This window comes from Mesorhizobium alhagi CCNWXJ12-2 (assembly GCF_000236565.1).
GTDB lineage: Bacteria > Pseudomonadota > Alphaproteobacteria > Rhizobiales > Rhizobiaceae > Allomesorhizobium > Allomesorhizobium alhagi.
In genome coordinates this window covers 31,440-45,657 of sequence record NZ_AHAM01000172.1, presented here as the reverse complement: position 1 = coordinate 45,657, position 14,218 = coordinate 31,440, and the positions used below count along the sequence as shown (strand labels likewise).

16 protein-coding genes and 1 pseudogene are annotated in these 14,218 nt (G+C 61.8%); 10 read left to right on the top strand and 7 right to left on the bottom strand.

Annotation, left to right across the window (positions count from 1 at the left end):
• Nucleotides 1-73: 73 nt before the first annotated feature.
• A complete protein-coding gene (locus tag MAXJ12_RS36895; protein WP_139043957.1) occupies nt 74-376 on the bottom strand; it encodes a hypothetical protein in 303 nt (100 codons plus the stop codon).
• Nucleotides 373-921 (bottom strand): annotated as a pseudogene (locus MAXJ12_RS19925) (IS1 family transposase); the annotation flags it as partial. The pseudogene MAXJ12_RS19925 and the gene MAXJ12_RS36895, both read right to left, overlap by 4 nt.
• 287 nt (nt 922-1,208) lie before the next feature.
• Between MAXJ12_RS19925 and rnk the strand changes: the two are divergent.
• The 3 genes from rnk to MAXJ12_RS19910 all read left to right on the top strand — a co-directional run bounded on the left by rnk (nt 1,209) and on the right by MAXJ12_RS19910 (nt 2,657).
• Entirely contained in the window at nt 1,209-1,649 is a 441-nt protein-coding gene (rnk, locus tag MAXJ12_RS19920; RefSeq protein WP_008837773.1) for a nucleoside diphosphate kinase regulator, read from the top strand.
• 121 nt (nt 1,650-1,770) lie between these two features.
• Nucleotides 1,771-2,298: a MarR family transcriptional regulator gene (locus MAXJ12_RS19915; protein ID WP_040586996.1), complete on the top strand. Its 528-nt coding sequence runs from the start codon at nt 1,771-1,773 to the stop codon at nt 2,296-2,298.
• Nucleotides 2,299-2,327: 29 nt separating this feature from the next.
• A complete protein-coding gene (locus MAXJ12_RS19910) occupies nt 2,328-2,657 on the top strand; it encodes a YciI family protein (RefSeq protein WP_008837771.1) in 330 nt (109 codons plus the stop codon).
• Between the two features lie 156 nt (nt 2,658-2,813).
• On the opposite strand, the gene MAXJ12_RS19905 is transcribed toward MAXJ12_RS19910, so the two are convergent.
• Entirely contained in the window at nt 2,814-3,323 is a 510-nt protein-coding gene (locus MAXJ12_RS19905) for a single-stranded DNA-binding protein (protein WP_008837769.1), read from the bottom strand.
• Nucleotides 3,324-3,586: 263 nt separating this feature from the next.
• Between MAXJ12_RS19905 and MAXJ12_RS19900 the strand changes: the two genes are divergently transcribed.
• Both MAXJ12_RS19900 and uvrA read left to right on the top strand, forming a co-directional pair.
• The gene (locus MAXJ12_RS19900) at nt 3,587-3,859 is read left to right on the top strand and encodes a hypothetical protein (protein ID WP_139043955.1); all 273 of its coding nucleotides are present in this window, start codon (nt 3,587-3,589) and stop codon (nt 3,857-3,859) included.
• Between the two features lie 674 nt (nt 3,860-4,533).
• The gene (uvrA, locus tag MAXJ12_RS19895) at nt 4,534-7,455 is read left to right on the top strand and encodes an excinuclease ABC subunit UvrA (protein WP_008837767.1); all 2,922 of its coding nucleotides are present in this window, start codon (nt 4,534-4,536) and stop codon (nt 7,453-7,455) included.
• A gap of 24 nt (nt 7,456-7,479) precedes the next feature.
• Here the strand turns inward: uvrA and MAXJ12_RS19890 are convergent, their stop codons facing one another.
• Nucleotides 7,480-8,166 (bottom strand): hypothetical protein, encoded by a 687-nt coding sequence (locus MAXJ12_RS19890; protein ID WP_008837766.1) that lies wholly within the window; start codon nt 8,164-8,166, stop codon nt 7,480-7,482.
• 202 nt (nt 8,167-8,368) lie between these two features.
• Here MAXJ12_RS19890 and MAXJ12_RS19885 point away from each other — a divergent pair, with 202 nt between their 5' ends.
• Nucleotides 8,369-9,526 carry a Shedu immune nuclease family protein gene (locus MAXJ12_RS19885; protein ID WP_008837765.1) on the top strand — a complete coding sequence of 386 codons (1,158 nt, stop codon included), beginning with the start codon at nt 8,369-8,371 and terminating at the stop codon, nt 9,524-9,526.
• A 21-nt stretch (nt 9,527-9,547) separates the two neighbouring features.
• Here the strand turns inward: MAXJ12_RS19885 and MAXJ12_RS19880 are convergent, their stop codons facing one another.
• From MAXJ12_RS19880 to MAXJ12_RS36885, 3 genes are all read right to left on the bottom strand, one after another.
• On the bottom strand, nt 9,548-9,844 hold the full coding sequence (locus tag MAXJ12_RS19880) for a helix-turn-helix domain-containing protein (RefSeq protein WP_244421528.1): 297 nt from the start codon (nt 9,842-9,844) through the stop codon (nt 9,548-9,550).
• A 121-nt stretch (nt 9,845-9,965) separates the two neighbouring features.
• A complete protein-coding gene (locus tag MAXJ12_RS19875) occupies nt 9,966-10,232 on the bottom strand; it encodes a type II toxin-antitoxin system VapC family toxin (protein ID WP_008837763.1) in 267 nt (88 codons plus the stop codon).
• Nucleotides 10,233-10,483: 251 nt separating this feature from the next.
• Nucleotides 10,484-10,774: a hypothetical protein gene (locus MAXJ12_RS36885; protein WP_139043954.1), complete on the bottom strand. Its 291-nt coding sequence runs from the start codon at nt 10,772-10,774 to the stop codon at nt 10,484-10,486.
• On the opposite strand from MAXJ12_RS36885, the gene MAXJ12_RS19870 reads away from it, so the two are divergent.
• From MAXJ12_RS19870 to MAXJ12_RS19855, 4 genes are all read left to right on the top strand, one after another.
• Nucleotides 10,773-11,399 (top strand): hypothetical protein, encoded by a 627-nt coding sequence (locus tag MAXJ12_RS19870; RefSeq protein ID WP_008837761.1) that lies wholly within the window; start codon nt 10,773-10,775, stop codon nt 11,397-11,399. The two genes, MAXJ12_RS36885 and MAXJ12_RS19870, sit on opposite strands and share 2 nt — an antisense overlap.
• Nucleotides 11,400-11,633: 234 nt before the next feature.
• Complete coding sequence (locus MAXJ12_RS19865; protein WP_008837760.1) at nt 11,634-12,977, top strand: S8 family serine peptidase; 1,344 nt, start codon at nt 11,634-11,636, stop codon at nt 12,975-12,977.
• Between the two features lie 34 nt (nt 12,978-13,011).
• Entirely contained in the window at nt 13,012-13,248 is a 237-nt protein-coding gene (locus MAXJ12_RS19860; protein ID WP_040586993.1) for a hypothetical protein, read from the top strand.
• A gap of 157 nt (nt 13,249-13,405) precedes the next feature.
• Nucleotides 13,406-14,212, top strand: a complete 807-nt coding sequence (locus MAXJ12_RS19855; RefSeq protein WP_008837758.1) for a DUF72 domain-containing protein — start codon at nt 13,406-13,408, stop codon at nt 14,210-14,212.
• Nucleotides 14,213-14,218 lie beyond the last annotated feature (6 nt).

Genomic DNA, 14,218 nt, shown 5'->3' with positions numbered 1-14,218 from the left:
TATCCGTGCTCCGCCTGATTGTCCGCCCAGCGGGAACAGAACCGGTCAAATTCGCCGCCAGGGCGGTAGTGTCTCAGTTTGAAATTTCTGTCTCAGAGTCATCCCACGTGACGGGCGACCAAGGCTGAGCCAGGATCCAAGCCTTCACGGCTTCGATAGACATATGTTCTCCTGAATAAAACGGACGACACTCGTACAAGTAGCCGTCCAGCGTTTCCGGAATCGGTAAGCTCTCATCGTATTCTCCCGTGCTCTCCCCATCTTCGGCCAGCCGTGAAGCTGACAAGCGAGCTGGGAAAGCATGGATTTCAACGCGATGAGGCAGCAGGCCATCGTAATACCATGTGCCTGCTGCGACGACCTTTCTTTGGTTCATTCTGCTAAACTCTTCTTATAGGGACCGCGCTTCCCCGGCTTAGGCGCAACTTCGTCCATCATCTGGCAAAGATCGTCCATTGACCAGAGCGTCTTGGAAATGCCAGCGGCCATCGCGGGCGACATTTTCAGCGTCTTGTGAACGCGGATGAAGTTGTACCAGACCGTGTAGAGCGCGACCATGTGAACGTGGTTTTCGAACTTCTTTGAGAACGCGTTCGTCAACCGCGTGAAGCGGCGCATCTGCATACGCATGGTGAGGTTCTGGCGCTCGACATGCGACGTGCTGACGTGCGCCAGATCGGGTTCGCCTTCGATGCGGGTCTTCTTAGCGCCAGTGCAGACGGCGGGGCTGTAGCGGCGTTCCTGCGGCACTGCCTTGCCTTCCGGCTCGCCGTACATCTTGACCAGCATGGCGTAGCCAATGTCCGCTCCAAACACTTCCTCAACGGCGTTGAGGTATGCCTTGTGACCATCGGTCGTAAGCTGGACGCGGTGCGCAAGGCGGTCTTTCACGTCGTCCATAAAGGCCAGCGCATATTCGCCGGCCAGGGCGCTTGCCTTGACATCCCGCGCCGGGTCGCGGACAATCCCGTCCATGTTCCGTGCCGCCAAAATCGCTAGCGATTTTCCCTTCCGGGTTTGTCCCATCGCGGGATCTTAGCCCCCGGCTCGGCCTTTGCGCCCCCGAGCCGCGGGGGAAGGCACTTCACCCGTCCGTGACATCCTGACCCTGACCAGGGTCTGTCGGGCTGCGGCGCTGTTTCACCCGATTGCCCAGAGACAAAGGGCTGGACGATCCAAGGATCGCCGAAAGAACGACAGGTATCGAAATGCCGAAAAATGCCAAGGCCGGCCGCAAGCCGGTCATCACCGTCGCAAGGTCGGAACACGACCGGCTCCTCGCCTTCGCCAACACCATCGCCGCGCAAAATCCGGATGCGTCCGAGGAATTGCTGCTGGAACTGGAGCGCGCCCGCGTGGTGAACGACGACCGGGTTCCGGAAGACGTGGTGCGCATCGGTTCGAGCGTGACGTTTGAGCCGGACACAGGCGAAACGCGCACGGTCACGCTGGTCTATCCCGGCGAGGCCGACATTTCGGTCGGCAAGGTTTCGGTGCTGACGCCGATCGGCACGGCGCTGCTCGGCCTCGCGCCGGGCCAATCGATCGGCTGGACCGCGCGCGACGGTCGCCGGCATGAACTTCACATTCTCAGCGTCGCCGCCCCACCGGCCGAAAGCCGGCAACAGAGCTCCGGCGAGGCGGCATGACCGCCAGGCACCATCCTCTCGGCCGGCAAGGCCTTCCCGATGAGAGGCGCAGAATTCTGGCGGGCGCTTGATCCAAAAATACCATCCTTGATTATTTGCTTAACACAAGCAAATATTGGCTATGGATTCGGACGACCGCACGAACAATCTCCTCGGCGCACTCGTTGTCGCACTTGGCGATGCTATGCGAACGAATGTTGAGAGCGCGTCAGGTCACGGGGTGACGGCTGCTGCGGCACTGGCTACAGCATTTGCCTTCCCAGGGAGATCCGTGGACCATTTGCGCCAAATTGTGGGGCTTTCAGCAGCGGGAACGACACGTCTTGTCGACAAATTGCAGGCCGACGGGTTGATCGAACGGCGTGCAAGCCTGGCTGACGGCCGCTCGCGCGCCGTCACGTTGACCAAAGCCGGTAGCAAAAGCGCGGATGCGGTGCTGGAGGCCCGCCGCACGGTTTATGCACACGCTTTGGCGGTCCTTTCGGCGCGCGATCGAAAACAGCTGGCGCGGATGCTCGACGCCATGCTGACCGCGCTGACACCCGACCGTGCGACCTGCGAGTTGACCTGCCGGCTGTGCGACATTGCGGCCTGCCCGCAGGACATCTGCCCGGTCGAACTCGCTGCCCTTAACGCGGAGAAGAGCTGAACATTTCCTGTGCAGAAGGAGTAAGAGAGATGCCCACCTATCTACTCGCCTATCACGGCAGCAGCATTCCAAAGACCGAGGCGGAAAATGCTGAATTGATGACTGCATGGTTGGACTGGATGGATTCGCTCGGAAATTCACTTGAAGCCAACAACAATCCCGTCACCGCCACTAGAACGATCCACCCCGGCGGTGCGGTCAGCGACGATGGCGGGGCCAATCCGGTCGTCGGACTTAGCTTCATCACGGCCGACAACATCGACGCCGCTGTCGAAATGGCCAAAACCTGCCCGCATCTTGGCGCCGGCGGTTCGATCGAGGTAGCTCAACTCTTCAAGGTGAACCGCGACCGATCGTGACGGCATAGGCGCTGCGTGACGGCTTGCTTGTAGTGTTCGTTCTTGGCGGTGTCAGTGCCGCGTCGCACCTTCACCTCGCGCCACACGTCACAGCGCCTGAGGCGGCTGCTCGAGTGGGTTGTGGACATAAAATTACAACGTGCAAAGTACCGCACATTAGAACGGAATCTCATCGTCGAGATCGCGAGACGATCCGCCGCCGCCCCGGCTGCCGCCACCGCGCGAAACGTCGGTCGGCCCGGACTGGCCGAAATCGGAGCCGCCGCTGCGCCCCTGGCCGCCGCCATAGCCGACCTGGCCGCCCTCGCCGCCGCCGCGCGCGTCGAGCATCTGCAGCTCGCCGCGGAATTTCTGCAGCACGATCTCGGTCGTGTAGCGGTCTTGGCCGCTCTGGTCCTGCCATTTGCGGGTCTGCAGCTGACCCTCGACATAGACCTTCATGCCCTTCTTCAGATATTGCTCGGCGACCTTGGCGAGATTGTCGTTGAAGATCACGACATTATGCCATTCGGTCTTTTCCTTGCGCTCGCCGGAATTCTTGTCGCGCCAGCTTTCCGAGGTGGCGACGCGGATATTGACGACCGGATCGCCCGAGTTCAGCCGCCGGATTTCCGGGTCCGCGCCAAGATTACCAACCAGAATGACTTTATTGACGCTACCCGCCATGACACCGCTCCGCGCTCATCCGAAACCAACAACAAGGCCGCACTCTAGCCGATCGACGCCCGCACATGCGCCGCCCGCACCCAAAAAGGCTGGCTGTCCACAATTAGTTTTGTTCGCTCTTTGTTCCTAGCATGCCGCTCTGCGTCGTGCAAGTACAACGCAGATTCGAAGAAAACGTTCGTCATTCGACCTCGCCTGTCCGGAAATCCGATGCTCGCCACAGCACGCTTGGCGTTTGCCGGCCGCACCACTAGAATGTCGGAATGAACCGGAATCCACAGCGAAACCGTTACGCCCTGATGATTGCTGCTGCCGTCATGCTTCCGGTCGCCATTCCCGCACTCCAGGCGGAGGAACTTCCCGGCGTCGATGGCAAGGTCGCGGGCCAAACGCCCATCAGGCCTGTCGGCGAGCCCATTGTCGACACGCCCGAAACCGACGCCGACGGATTTGTCCGCGTAGGCGACTGGGACGTGAAAATATCGGGCAGCGTCACCGTCGATATCGGTACATTTGCGCCGCGCACGGGCCGCTAGTTCCTCCACAACGTTTCGCGGCAACCCGCCAAAAATTCGGCCCTGCCGCTTCGTCGGAAGCTCGCAGGGCCTTTTTTGGGTCTCTGCCCGTTTTCCCGGTCGTCCTCGACCGGTTTTCATTTCGGATGCAACGCGGCGTTCAGCCGACGATCCGACTAGTAGTCTCTGATTGTGAAGGGATCAGCGGGTCAAAGTCTGCCGAGCGAACTCAGGCACTTTTGCCTGCTGCGGCTCCACACCTTAGTGGAGCCTTTCGGAACTGTCCGGTGGAGTCATGCCTCACTCCTTTATCCGTTGATCCTGCGCCTGTCGGCGCGCCTATCCGCTTGTCTGCGGCGTCTCGCAGACGGGCCGAATGCCAGCGAAGAGCATCTCGAGGACGCTCGGCTCCGACTGACGAATGCCATCGTGCACCGCTCATTCCGTTGCGTCAACCATGAAGCAAGCCAATTACAGAAAATGTGATCGCAGGTCCCGCCATGGCACCCGCAACAACTTTGTCAGGAGCCTGTTTCCCGTTTGTTCTTTTCGCTTGCCCCCACCCGGCAAAGGCGGCTAAACCCTCCTGACACGAGGGAACTGGCTGCCCTCGAATGAGCGGCAAGAATACCTACATGACGGGATGGCCGGACAACCAGCCACTCCGAAACATTTGATTGAGGCGGCGGACCGGCATGGCCGATCACAAATTCCTTTCCATTCGCGGCGCGCGCGAACACAATCTGAAGAACGTCGACCTCGACCTGCCGCGCGACTCGCTGATCGTGATGACCGGCCTTTCGGGGTCCGGCAAATCCTCGCTCGCCTTCGACACGATCTACGCCGAGGGCCAGCGCCGCTATGTCGAGAGCCTCTCGGCCTATGCGCGCCAGTTCCTCGAGATGATGCAGAAGCCGGACGTCGACCAGATCGACGGCCTGTCGCCGGCGATCTCGATCGAGCAGAAGACCACGTCGCGCAATCCGCGCTCGACCGTCGGCACGGTCACCGAAATCTACGATTATATGCGCCTGCTTTTCGCGCGCGTCGGCATTCCCTATTCGCCGGCCACCGGCCTGCCGATCGAGAGCCAGACGGTCAGCCAGATGGTCGACCGGGTGCTGGCGCTGGAGGAAGGCACGCGGCTCTACATCATGGCGCCGATCGTGCGCGGACGCAAAGGCGAATACCGCAAGGAACTCGCCGAACTGCAGAAGAAGGGCTTTCAGCGCGTCAAGATCGACGGCCAGTTCTACGAGATCGCCGACGCGCCGGCCCTCGACAAGAAGTACAAGCACGACATCGATGTGGTGGTCGACCGCATCGTGGTGCGCGGCGACCTCGCCTCGCGGCTCGCAGATTCCATCGAGACGGCGCTGAAGCTGGCCGAAGGGCTTTGCGTGGCCGAATTCGCCGACAAGCCGCTGCCGGCCAGCGAGACTTCCGAAGACTCTGCCAACAAGTCGAAGAACGACACGCATGAGCGCCTGCTGTTCTCCGAAAAATTCGCCTGCCCTGTTTCCGGCTTCACCATCCCCGAGATCGAGCCGCGGCTGTTTTCGTTCAACAATCCGTTCGGCGCCTGCCCGGCTTGCGACGGGCTCGGCAGCCAGCGCGCCATAGACGCCAGCCTGGTCGTTCCCGACGAGAACGTCACGCTGCGCGACGGCGCGGTCAGCCCGTGGGCGAAATCGACCTCGCCCTATTACTCGCAGACGCTGGACGCGCTGGGCAAGGTCTACGGCTTCAAGCTCGGCGACAAGTTCAAGGATTTGACCGACGAGGCGAAGGACGCGGTGCTGAACGGCACCGGCGAGCGCCAGATCACCTTCAACTATGATGACGGCCTGCGCTCCTACAAGACGACGAAAACCTTCGAGGGCGTCATTCCCAATCTCGAGCGGCGCTGGAAGGAAACCGAATCCGCCTGGATGCGCGAGGAAATCGAGCGCTTCATGTCGGCCAGCCCCTGCCCGGCCTGCAACGGCTACCGCCTGAAGCCGGAAACGCTGGCGGTGAAGATCGCCGGCCTGCATATCGGCCAGGTTTCGGAAATGTCGATCCGCAAGGCCAATTCCTGGTTCGCCGAACTCCCCGCCGCGCTCAACGCCAAGCAGAACGAGATCGCGGTCCGCGTGCTCAAGGAGATCCGCGAGCGCCTGCGCTTCCTCAACGATGTCGGCCTCGACTATCTCACAATGTCGCGCAATTCCGGCTCGCTGTCGGGCGGCGAGAGCCAGCGCATCCGCCTGGCATCGCAGATCGGCTCCGGCCTGACCGGCGTGCTCTACGTGCTAGACGAGCCGTCGATCGGCCTGCACCAGCGCGACAATCAGCGCCTGCTCGATACGCTGAAGCACCTGCGCGACCTCGGCAACACCGTCATCGTCGTCGAGCATGACGAAGACGCGATCCTGACCGCTGACTATGTCGTGGACATCGGCCCGGCCGCCGGCATCCATGGCGGCGAGATCATCGCCCGGGGCACGCCGGCCGAGGTGATGTCCAACCCGAACTCGATCACCGGCAAATACCTGACCGGCGAGCTTGAAATTGCGACACCGCCCAAGCGGCGGGAATTGAAGAAGAACCGCCGGATAAAAATCGTCGGCGCGCGCGGCAACAATCTGAAGAACGTAACCGCCGAAATCCCGCTCGGCACGTTTACGGCCGTCACCGGCGTTTCGGGCGGCGGCAAGTCGACCTTCCTCATCGAGACGCTGTTCAAGGCCGCGTCGCGCCGCATCATGGGCAGCAGAGAGCATCCGGCCGACCACGACCGCATCGAAGGGCTCGAATTCCTCGACAAGGTCATCGACATCGACCAGTCGCCGATCGGCCGCACCCCGCGCTCGAACCCGGCGACCTATACCGGCGCGTTCACGCCGATCCGCGACTGGTTCGCGGGCCTGCCGGAAGCCAAGGCGCGCGGCTACCAGCCCGGCCGCTTCTCGTTCAACGTCAAGGGCGGGCGCTGCGAGGCCTGCCAGGGCGACGGCCTGATCAAGATCGAGATGCACTTCCTGCCGGACGTCTTCGTCACCTGCGACGTCTGCCACGGCAAGCGCTACAACCGCGAGACGCTGGACGTCACCTTCAAGGGCAAGTCGATCGCCGACGTGCTGGAAATGACGGTCGAGGAAGGCGTTGAGTTCTTCGCCGCCGTACCAGGCGTGCGCGACAAGCTGGAGACGCTGGCCAAGGTCGGCCTGGGCTACATCCATGTCGGGCAGCAGGCAAACACGCTCTCGGGCGGCGAGGCGCAGCGCATAAAGCTCGCCAAGGAGCTGTCGCGCAAGGCGACCGGCAAGACGCTCTACATCCTCGACGAGCCGACGACAGGCTTGCATTTCCACGATGTGGCGAAACTTCTTGAAGTGCTGCACGAACTCGTCGACCAGGGCAATACGGTCGTCGTCATCGAGCACAATCTGGAGGTGATCAAGACCGCCGACTGGGTGCTCGACCTCGGCCCCGAGGGCGGCGACGGCGGCGGCGAACTGGTCGCGGCCGGTACGCCGGAGGACATTGCCGCCGAGAAGCGCAGCTATACGGGGCAGTTTTTGAAGGAATTGCTGGGGCGCCGGCCGGGGAAGAAGGCGGAAGCGGCGGAGTAGTCCAAGGCGTGCCAGAATGGGTAGCTACATTGGCGGCAATTTGCCATCTAATACAGGAAAAGCAGCATAGACGCTTCTGGTGACTTCCTTGAGCTTTAATCTGGACGGATGGTCCACGAGCAACTCATGCGCTGCCCCCTTGTAAGTGAAACGGTAAGTCCGTCCATCCATATGCGGCAAGTGATAGGTAGTCCTGTCGACTGCATGGGACTTGAATTTTTCCGGTGATGCAATGTCTTCGCCGCGATGACCGGCGGCATGTCGGGCCAAGTCGTTTGGGAAGTCGCGAAGTAACGCCCTCCACGCGTCGCGTAGACAGGCTTGCCTGATGGACGCAGCCATTGTCGGAACGTGCGGCATACTCTTGCGTATGCCGTCTAATGTGTGCCTGTATTGATAAACTGTCATCGCAGCATCACGCCCTGCCATTTCTTGCCACAGTCGATTGGCGTGACGATTTTTAGTATAGGCCAGTTCTTCCTGCGTTTGGTCCAACAGAACCATCATTTCCAACTGGTCTACAAGTTCAAGAAGTGCAACCGCCGCTGCAAATTCGTTAACAAAGTCATTCAGACGAGTCAGGTTAAATAGCATTAGACCACTCTGCCCAACTTCATCGGCCGGTAGCGAATTTAGATAGTCCGACAGGATACCAATGTCATAAACGCCCTTCATCCCTACTGTGGGAAAATTGTTTATCCGATACGTCATATGATCCACCTCCTCGTAAAAGGCACATTTGGGGATGCCTCAGCGTGCTTCACCTGGTCTATGGGATTAAGATTCGAAGGACCCGAAGCAGATATCCATTGTACGTCGCGTAAGGCAAATCGCCGGCCACCGTTTCGGAAGGTGCTATCGTTGACAGCTCCCCGTCTACACCGAAGTATGGATTCTGCGAAGGGAGGGGGCCGTGTCTGAAGACGATGCCGAATACTTTAAGTTGCGCAAGGAGGGGAAAATCTATCTCTCCAAGGTGTTCACACACGGTGCTGTCAATGAACAGCGAAGGAGGTTCGCTCACGCCGTTTTTGAGGGGACAGAGCGTGCAGTTCTAGGCGAGACGGAGGGTGCACTTTGCCTTCGGCTTACGGGAGACCAGCGCAAAACGCAGGTGACGGCGCTGATTAGTCAGGACGACGCGGGGATACGGCGCGTAACGCTCCAAACGTTCAAATCACGTGCTGGCGGCTGGTACGAAGGCTACGAGAAGGAGGCTTTCACTTTCCGCTCTGACGAGTTTGAGCGGCTGTTGGAGTTCCTTCGCAGATTGAAATTCATCGACTTGTCCAATGAGGAACGTTTCCAGATTGAAGACCTCTCTGAAGCGGCGGGTCCGAAAATCATCACTGACGCTTTCGACCGTGCGCTAATCGGCAAAATCAAGAAGCTCGACGCTAACGAACGAGAGCGACTTTTCCGATCCCTCCACGACAACCTAACTCAGGAGGAAATCAACCTCTTGCTTGGCCGCCGACAGGCTTTGGAGCAATTCGACGCCACACTTTCGTCGGGCGCATGGTCGGAAACAGAATGGCAGGACTTCTTTGAGGTTCAAAATTGGGTTTTCGGATATGGCCTTGACTACAGGATCATGCGGCAGTTTGACCGGGAAATGGTTGTCGGCGCAGGTGGAACGGACAATCGTGAGAAGCCGACCGTCGATTTCTTGATGAACTTCACGGACTACACGGTGCTTGTGGAAATCAAGCGCCCCGACACGCCCATATTCCAAACTCAGAAGGCGGCGCGTGCTGGTACGTGGCGCTTCAGCACCGACTTCATGGATGCAATCTCCCAAGTCCTAGAACAAAAAGCCGAGTGGCTTAACGCGGCGCAGTCCGGCGAGCATTTCAACAAAGCGGGCACAAGCCGACTGGAGGCGCGTACCCGTGACGCCAAGACAATTCTTGTCATCGGAAACCGTGCCGAATTTGGTCGGTCTGGTAACGTGCGCGAAGCCAACATCAAGCGCGACACGTTCGAGCTATTTCGACGCGATACCCGTTCGCTAGAGATCATCACGTTTGACGAACTTCTTGAGCGGGCGAACTTCATCATCAAGGAATAATGGCGCTCGAAAACGCTCCCCTCACGCCACCGCCTTCGCCACCATCTCGGGATATTGCCCGATCACCTTCACATAAGCCACGGCAAAATCCGGAGGGCTTACCCGCGCCTGTTCCCAGTCGCGCAGCGTGCCCACCGGCACGCGAAAACGCCCGGTGAACTCGGTCTGCGACAGGCCGAGCGCGGTGCGTGTGGTGCGGATCAGTCGCGCCCGCTGGCCACGGTCCAGCGCTTCGGCCGTCGCGTCGAATTCCTCGGCGTCGGCGGGATCAGCCGGCAGTGCGTAGGCCTTTTCGTCACCGTCGTTGCTCCTTCTCACCGAGAATACGATCGCCAAGGGCGAGCGAGAGCTTGTGCTTACCCCGATTGGCAGCATCCTTGACCGAATCAAATCTGTCTTGCGGCACCGAAATGCATATACGGATTTTCCGTATAGGCAATTAATCGGTCGGGCGGGCTGTCAAAATCCACACCACCTCCGCCCCCATCCCCTTCAGCCACCTGTCATTCGACACCAGCGTTAGTCCTTCGACCATCGCCTGAGCCGCGAGCATCCGGTCGAACGGATCGCGATGCTCGGGACCATACGAACCCGCTCGTATCGCGTGCATGGCGGAAAGCGGCAGAAGGTCAAACCCCGCTGCTGCGATCACCTCGTCGAATGCGCTAACCAGAGATGACTTCTCATCCTGCCCATCAGCCGTCATCCTTCTTGAGACGCCGCCCCCTCACCCTTACCCTCTCCCCGCACGCGGGGAGAGGGGGCGCCAACGTTGATGACCCTCTCCCCGTTTTTTCACGGGGAGAGGGTAAGGGTGAGGGGCGATCTTGTCGCTGCCCGCGACCGTCTGTCAGCATTTGTCAGGAATCTTTTCCTACATCTGTTCACGCCTTCCCCAACCGCGTGATAATCCCGCCGCCTTGAAAGGAGGCGGCGATGGACGGGACGACGGCGATATCAGACAATCTCGAGGCGCTGAAGCGCGTCCTGGCCGGGCTGGTGAGCATGGCGAGACTCGCCGGAGCGGTTACCTCCCCCTTCAGGGGAGGTCGACGCGAAGCGTCGGGTAGCGGCGCCGAAAATACCCCCACCCGGCGGTCTGACGACCGCCGACCTCCCCTCAAGGGGGAGGTGAAACCTGCGCTCACCCTGCCGCGCCATCTCCGGCTCGCCATATTGCGGCTGCCCCCGTCCGGCCGAAGCCGCCGCGCGGCGGCTTATCATCGCGGCCGCGCGTGGTCTGGTCATGACCCTGCCGCCTACGCGAAAACGCGAGGCCAAGCCCGCGACCGCGGAGCCGCTCCTGCGCCGCTTCGGCATCGCCGTCGTGATGTCTCCCGCCGATCTTGCGCGCGCCGCCGCGGCCAGGCGAGCCGCCGCCATGCGTGCCGCCCGCCCGCGCGCCCTATGCCTGCCGCTTTTCGATCCGCCGCGCCGCTTCCCGAGCCAGCAGAAACGCCGCCATGTCCCTGCGCACGCCGCCCCGCGCATCCTGTTTCCCGGCGTCACCGAACCGTTTTTTCTCCCGCCGCCGCCGTCGCCCGATGACCCGATCGACGCCACGCAGCTCGGCCGGCGCCTCGCCGCACTGGCCACCGCGCTCGACGACCTGCCGGGACAGGCGAAACGCTTTGCCCGCTGGAAGGCGCGCAACACGCGTGAAAACACTTCCGGCCGGCCCCGGCGCATCTCGCCGCTGCGGAGAGGACGTCCGCCGGGCGGCCGTCTCACCCGTTTCGATCCATCCGCCTATCGCGACGCCGCAGGCGCGCAAAGAAGAAATGCACCCCGCAACGTCCGCGAGGTGGACGAAATCCTGGCTCACGCCCACGCGCTGGCCATCTACGCATTGGAGCGTCCCGACACGTCATGACCCAACCCCGCATGCTGCCGGGAAAAGCGGAACGCGGCATTGCATTGCCGCGCGCGCTTTCGCGCGTCACCCTCCTGCCCTGCTCCCTATTCGCTATTCGCTATTCCCTACTCCCTTCCACCTGTCAGGAGCCATCGACTACCGGGTGGACAAGCGTGCCCGGCGAACGCATTTTCGCCGGACGACTAGCCCGCGCCGTTCATCCCGATTGCACATTTTCTCCGGAGTGACCGAATGAACAATATCGCAGCGTCGCCGCCGCCCCAGCCGACAGGCAACATGCTGGTGATGTTCCAGCCGAACCGGAAGCCGAAGGAGATCGAAAGGCTGATCTCCAACGCCGTCGGCGCCAAGGTGGTGCATTCCCGCGATTTCCACGCCGCCGGGCCTGATGTCGCGGAAGCTTTCGCCGAGGCCGGCGCGCTCAGCCTCGATCGCCTCGGCATTGTCGTGATCAAGGCGCCCGAGGGCGACGGCATATCGGTCGCCGCAACCATGCTTCGCGCCCGCAAGGAGGTCGTCGAGGTGCGGCCGGAATTCTGGATGCATGTGCTGGCCGGGTGGGACGAGCGCTACGCTGCCTGGGTGCGCGACGGTCTCTCGCTGCTGGCGGATCCTGCCCTGCGCGCGCTCCTGCCGCCGGGCGGCATCGCCGCGCCGTCATTCGTCCCGGTCGCCGAGCAGATTTCGGCCACCTGGGGCCTCACCGCCACGGGCGTCGACCGCTCGACCTTTTCCGGCGCGGGCATCAAACTCGCGGTGCTGGATACCGGCCTCGACCTCCTCCATCCGGATTTCGCCGGGCGCAGCATCGTTTCCGCGAGCTTCGTGCCGGGCGAGGACGTGCAGGATGTCCAGGGCCATGGCACCCACGTCATCGGCACCGCCTGCGGGCCGCTGGCGCCGGCCGAGCAGGTCCGCTACGGCGTGGCCTACGAAGCGGAGATCCATGTCGGCAAGGTCCTGAACAATGCCGGTTCCGGCACCGAGCGCTGGATACTCGCCGGCATCGAATGGGCTGTCGAGAGCAAATGCGAGATCATTTCCCTATCGCTCGGCCGCGCCGTCCAGCCGGGCGAACCGCCCGACCCGTTCTATGAGCGCGCAGGCGAATACGCGCTCGAGAACGGCTCGCTGATCATAGCGGCGGCCGGCAATGAAAGCTGGCGGCAGTACAACTCCATCAGGCCCGTCACGTCGCCGGCCAACGCCGCCTCGATCATGGCGGTCGCGGCCGTGGACGCGAAGATGAAGGTGGCGAATTTTTCCTGCGGCGGCATCAATCCGGCCGGTGGCGAGGTGAACGTCGCCGGACCCGGGGTGGACGTGCTCTCATCCGTGCCGGTGCCGCGCAATTACGACCGGTTCTCCGGCACGTCGATGGCGACGCCGCATGTCGCCGGCATCGCGGCGTTGCTGGCGCAGTCGGACAAGAGCCTTCGCGGCAAGGCGCTGTGGACGGCGCTGGAGCGCGGCGCGCGCAATATCGGCCATCCCGCCCGCGACGTCGGCTCGGGGCTGGTGATGGCGCCGGGAACGGCAGTGTCGATGGACTTGCAGGCAGCCCAGCCTATATGATGGGGGCACTCGGCGACCGCGAGAGGACGCGAAAATGACGAAGAACGTTATGGTGCTTGTCGACGAACAGCACCGCCTCGATTCCGTGACCGCCGCGGTCGAAGCCTGCGGTGTCCGCGTCCAGCGCGTCATGCGCGGTATGAGAACCATCGTAGGCGCCGTCTCAGACGATGCGGCGATCGAACGGGTGCAGCAGATGGACGGCGTCGCGTCGGTGCGCGAGGAAAAGAGCTTTGCGGTGCCGCCCAACCACCGCGACATCCCGCAATAGGTCGGAGGTCAGGCTCCGCTACTGGCGAGTTTCCGTGCAGCAAGGCGCTGAAGCTCATCGTTACTGCGTTCAATTTCTTCGGCAGTCAGCGGCTTCATTCTTGCAATCGGCTTCCTACCGCGCATGATGATGACCTATGCAACTGAGAGTTTAGCACATGACAGAATCCGGAAAAATCCGCGCCGGCATGGGCGGCTGGACCTTCGAGCCCTGGGACATCTCCTTTTACCCCGAGAAACTGTCGAAGGCGAAGCAACTCCAGTTCGCGAGCCGCCAGGTGCCCACCATCGAGGTCAACGGCACTTATTATTCGACCTTCAAGCCTGCCACCTTCGCCAAATGGGCGAGCGAAGCGCCGGAAGGTTTTGTCTTTTCGCTGAAGGCGATCCGCTTTGCGACCAACCGCAGGGTGCTGGCGGAAGCCGGAGAATCGGTCGAACGGTTTCTCGGTTCGGGGGTTTCCGAACTCGGCGACAAGCTCGGCCCGATCCTCTGGCAGTTCGCGCCGACAAAAAAATTCGACGCCGACGATTTCGGCGCGTTCCTAAAGCTGCTGCCGGAAAAACAGGATGGAGTGCCGCTGCGCCATGCGGTGGAGGTCCGCAACCCGTCCTTCGTCGTGCCGGAATTCGTCGCCCTGCTGCGCGAGCACAACGTCGCGGTGGTCTATGCCGACCACGAAAAATATCCGGCGATCGCCGACGTCACCGGCGATTTCGTCTATGCCCGGCTGCAGACCGGCGAGGACGAGATAGAGACCTGCTACAGGCCGAGCGCCCTCGACGCATGGGCGGCGCGCGCAAAAATATGGGCCGAAGGCGGGACGCCGGCCGACCTGCCTCGCGCCGATCCCTCGAGCGAGGCTCCGGTCAAGCCGCGCGACGTGTTCATCTATTTCATCACGTCCGGCAAGGTGCGCGCACCGCACGGCGCGATTGCGCTGATGCAGCGGGTGAACGACTGACGTTTA